Source organism: Leptolyngbya sp. FACHB-711 (assembly GCF_014695615.1).
Lineage (GTDB): Bacteria > Cyanobacteriota > Cyanobacteriia > Elainellales > Elainellaceae > Leptolyngbya_A.
Genome location: NZ_JACJOR010000519.1, coordinates 1 through 4,367, shown reverse-complemented (window position 1 = coordinate 4,367; position 4,367 = coordinate 1). Strand labels below are relative to the sequence as shown.

The following is a 4,367-nucleotide window of genomic DNA, read 5'->3' as shown; positions in this document are numbered from 1 at the left end:
CTTCAGATGAAAAACGTATTGCACCTGATTGGGGCTGGGCTGTTGCCAATCCATTCGCCGAATCACGGGATCATTGTCCATATAGATCGTGTCGGTCTGGGCAGTAGTGTTGTACAGGTTCAAGGTGAAGGTGCGATCGTCCTCTTGTACGCTCAAGGGCACGGCAACCTGGAGGGGAAACAGCACTTCTGTCCAGTCTCCGGCTTCACGCGATCGAATGCTGCGAATCAGGCTTTGGGGCGGCATCGCGTTGGCAATTACTTGAGTTTCGGAAGCGCGAATCCAGGCTCCGTAGTCTAACCGCAGCCATTCTCCAGTGCGGGCGGTAACGGAGGCTCTGGTTCCTTTCGGGAGGGGAGTCAGGCGCGAATAGTCAGTGCTAGGTCCGGTGCGGGCGGCTCCCGGATCAGCAGTCACTTCCACCACTTGAAGCTGATTCGGCGAGAGCAGTTCCACTTTGCCGCTGCCTTGTTGAGTTACGGTTTGCCCGTTCAAGCTGAGGCGAAAAGTGGGAAAGCCCAAATCCTCAGTTCCACGCGCAGGCGCGAGCATAAAACCGCTTTGAATCGCATTCCCATCGCTTAACCTCGGCTGAAGTTCAGACGGAAACGTGGTGCAGCCCTCATAGGCGATCGCCTCTGACATTGCATTCGATGAAGTCGGCTGGTTTTGCAGCGTCAGAACGGCAGCATTGGGCGGCAAACTAACCGCATTGGGCTGAGGCAACAGCGGGAGCGATCGATCCTTTAGCGTCACCGAAACAGTCGCATTCGCAGGCGCGATCGCACTAAAGCAAATCGGCTCATTAGGCAGGCGAGCAATATTTTCCGCAGGGGAGAGCGACCCTTCTGCAAAAGCAGTTCCCACAGGAGCAGGCGGCTGGCCAGACGTGCGAATGACACGCAAGGTCAGCGTTTGGGAGCTAGCCTGGAGCGTGAAAACATTCTCTCCTATCTGAAGCGGAAAGCTGGGCGCAAAATGTCCTGCCGCACTGCGATCGATTGTTTGTCCGTTGACCATAACCGTCTCGCTTGCCGGAGCCGTGCCGATAAGAAAGATGCGATCGGAAGTGGTTTCGTGCTGGTCAGGTGGATAGACCACCGAAAGCGGCTGTTCTGCACTGGCGGGCTGTTCTGCTCTAGCACTATCTACAAGAAATGTCATGCCGATCGCTATCCCAAATCCAATAGCTCCAACACCGATCAAGCGGCGGAAATTGCTCATGCGGTTGCTCATGCGAAAAACGAGAAACAAAACCTGACTTCAAAATCATCCCTTATCCTATCGAACTCAGGACGCTTATCCCGCAGAAGCCGTTCCCAGTTGCAGCCCAAACCGTCAAAGGCTCAGTCAGCCCAACATCGAGCTAAAGAATCTCTAATAACAATGCGGCGATCTCAGAATAAATGCCTACAATGAAGACAGTTAGACTAAGTACATATACACATTGCAGTTAAGCGAGCACTGGTTATGACAATGAGCGGCGAGACGCAAAATGCTGGAAGCCTTTCCGAGCGGGAACTCCAAATCGTTGAGCTGGTCGCGGCTGGTTTAACTAACCAGGAAATCGCTGCAAAGCTTGACATTAGCAAACGCACCGTAGACAACCATATCAGCAACATCCTGACCAAGACCGCAACCGGAAATCGAGTGGCACTGGTGCGCTGGGCATTGCAGTGGGGCAAAGTCTGCATTGACGAAGTTAACTGCTGTACGCTACCGATCGCCAGAGACGCGCTCCCGCCTGCCACAGAGATGCCTGAAGAAGAAATAATGGCTACCGAAGATTTGCTCTAACCGACTCCATCTTTTCGCTTTCTGAAAACCTTTCGTATCCCGAAAGTTTGTATCCCAGAAATCTGTATCTTAGAAAACACAGTGTCAGAAACCTGTGAAAGAATGGGTAATACCTGCACAAACCCATGCCCCCTCACCGAAACTGCTTGAATGAATGCCTCTTTAACTCCTGTTCGACTGGTTTGTCCCCAGTTACCGCTTGCAGTCTACTGCGAAGTTGCTGCCCACCTGAGACAGGTTGATGGGGTTGAAGCAGACTTGCTGCCGCAAACTTCTCAACAGTTCAGCTATCAAGAAAGTCAGGTCGGCGGACTCTGGCTCCGCTACACCTCAGCCGCAAATACAACTGCTCAGCAGCGCGTCGAGCAAATTCTGCGCTACTATGCCGATCGCTTTGGAGGGTGGGAACGGCTGAATTCCTAGAGGGTGGGGCGATCACCTGCCGCACGAGTTGAGCTAAGATTTATTGCTTGGGAATTGATGCAAAAGCGATGCAAAACAGTTTCCCCTGCGCGGTAATCGCCTTTTTCACTCTCTAGATCTGATCCATGAGCGGAATTCAAGCCATTAAGGGAACACGCGACATCCTGCCCGATGAGGTGGGCTACTGGCAGTGGGTTGAGTCCGTTGCCCGGACAATTCTTAGCCGCGCCGCCTATCGAGAAATTCGCACCCCTATCTTTGAGCAGACCGATTTGTTTGAGCGCGGAATCGGGGAAGCCACCGACGTGGTCGGCAAGGAAATGTACACCTTCCTTGATAAAGGCGATCGATCGATCACGCTGCGCCCTGAAGGCACTGCTGGAGCCGTGCGGGCATACATCCAGCGTAGCCTCTATGCCCAGGGAGAAACTCAGCGGCTCTGGTACACCGGACCCATGTTTCGCTACGAGCAGCCCCAGGAAGGACGGCAGCGACAGTTTCACCAGCTTGGGATCGAATCAATCGGCAGTGCTGATCCCCGTGCCGATGTGGAAGTGATTGCGCTGGCAATTGATATTCTCAAAACCCTGGGTTTAGACAACCTGCGCCTGGATTTGAACTCGGTCGGAGATCCAGACGATCGCCGCCAGTATCGCGAAGCACTCATCAACTATCTCATGCCCTATCGGGCAGACCTGGATACCGATTCCCAAAACCGCCTGGAGCGAAATCCCCTCAGAATCCTCGACAGCAAAGACCCCAAAACAAAGCAAATTGTCCAGGACGCGCCTAAAATCTGGGATCACTTTTCGCCAGACTCCCAGCAGCGATTTGAACAGGTGCAGCAGCAGCTAACGGATTTGGGCATCGCCTATCGGCTGAATCACTGCCTAGTGCGCGGTTTAGACTACTACACCCACATGGCATTTGAAATCATTGCCGACACGGGACTGGGGGCGCAAAATACAGTCTGCGGCGGCGGTCGCTACGACGGGCTGGTGAAAGAGCTGGGTGGACCCCAAACTCCGGCAGTCGGCTGGGCGATCGGCTTAGAACGGCTCATCATTCTGCTGCGACAGGCGACTGAGGCAGCTCCGGCAACTCCGCTGGATTTTTATTTAGTATCAAGGGGCGATCGGGCAGAAGCTCAGGCAACCCAGCTTGCGCAGATGCTGCGGCATCAGGGCTTTTCAGTAGAGCTGGACTTAAGTGGCAGTGCGTTTGGCAAACAGCTGAAACGTGCCGATCGGAGCGGCGCAACTGCCTGTCTCGTTCTGGGTGATGCAGAAGCAGATAGTCAAACAGTGCAGCTTAAATGGCTGGCTTTGGGTCAGCAGGAAAAAATTACTCAAGCCGATCTCTCTACAAAGGCAGATGAGTTTCGGGAGCGGATTGCTCAAGCTAGGGCCTAGCCAGTTCGGGAACCGACACATCTTGATTCCGGTCAATTTACCCACTGATTACAATCTGGAATCAGGTTTAAGATAGAATACCCCTGTGGTGTGAATGAGTAATAATTACTAGTCCAAGTTAATGAACAGCATAATTTCTTCTAATTCTGGTGTTACCGCTGAATCGGCTCAAAGAATGGCTGCATCATCTTCATTCCAGCCATCGCCCAATCGGAAACTGCCTTACCAGGCAACTCATCAAGTTGAGTTAATGCATCTTGAGGCAGAAACAGAAGCACTCTTGCAGCATCTTCAGGCATTGAAACAGCGTCGTCAAATCGTTCAGAATGTTTCGCAACCAGCGGGACAGCTCGAGCCTGCACTGGCAATGCGCTAATCTGGCTTGGCCGAGTTTGTTTTACTGGGCCTGTCTTAACTGGTCCGTTTTAACCTGACGGTCGCGCTCACAACTGCCATTTCACAGTTGCAACCTTATGATCCGAATAAGTTTTTTGCCTGCACTCGATCGAGCTGTAGGCTTTTTTGATTTCCGCCTGTTTCTCGCCTGGCTGGCTTTGTCGCCTCAGGCCGTCTTTACTGCCTCAGAGGTTATTGGACAGTAAACAACTTGATCGAGACCGTGAAAATGGGCTTGGAGTCACACGATTTAATGAGTCTTTCCGAAGAAATAGATTAGTTTTTCTGATCTCCCATTCCCCAAAAGCTTCTTTTTCTCAAGCAGGAGCAGGCCTCGAT

The 4,367-nt window shown here is 52.5% G+C and carries 5 protein-coding genes and 1 pseudogene; 5 read left to right on the top strand and 1 reads right to left on the bottom strand.

The window, feature by feature from the left end; genetic code table 11:
• Nucleotides 1-1,224, bottom strand: a pseudogene (locus H6F80_RS25375) (SH3 domain-containing protein); the annotation flags it as partial.
• A gap of 246 nt (nt 1,225-1,470) precedes the next feature.
• Here H6F80_RS25375 and pedR point away from each other — a divergent pair.
• From pedR to H6F80_RS30485, 5 genes are all read left to right on the top strand, one after another.
• Entirely contained in the window at nt 1,471-1,797 is a 327-nt protein-coding gene (gene pedR / locus H6F80_RS25370; protein WP_190794293.1) for a photosynthetic electron transport-dependent transcriptional regulator PedR, read from the top strand.
• Between the two features lie 150 nt (nt 1,798-1,947).
• Entirely contained in the window at nt 1,948-2,220 is a 273-nt protein-coding gene (locus H6F80_RS25365; protein ID WP_190794292.1) for a hypothetical protein, read from the top strand.
• 125 nt (nt 2,221-2,345) lie between these two features.
• Nucleotides 2,346-3,632 carry a histidine--tRNA ligase gene (gene hisS, locus H6F80_RS25360; RefSeq protein ID WP_190794291.1) on the top strand — a complete coding sequence of 429 codons (1,287 nt, stop codon included), beginning with the start codon at nt 2,346-2,348 and terminating at the stop codon, nt 3,630-3,632.
• A gap of 175 nt (nt 3,633-3,807) precedes the next feature.
• Entirely contained in the window at nt 3,808-4,008 is a 201-nt protein-coding gene (locus H6F80_RS25355) for a hypothetical protein (RefSeq protein ID WP_190794290.1), read from the top strand.
• 97 nt (nt 4,009-4,105) lie between these two features.
• A complete protein-coding gene (locus H6F80_RS30485; protein ID WP_277879269.1) occupies nt 4,106-4,234 on the top strand; it encodes a hypothetical protein in 129 nt (42 codons plus the stop codon).
• Nucleotides 4,235-4,367: the final 133 nt, after the last annotated feature.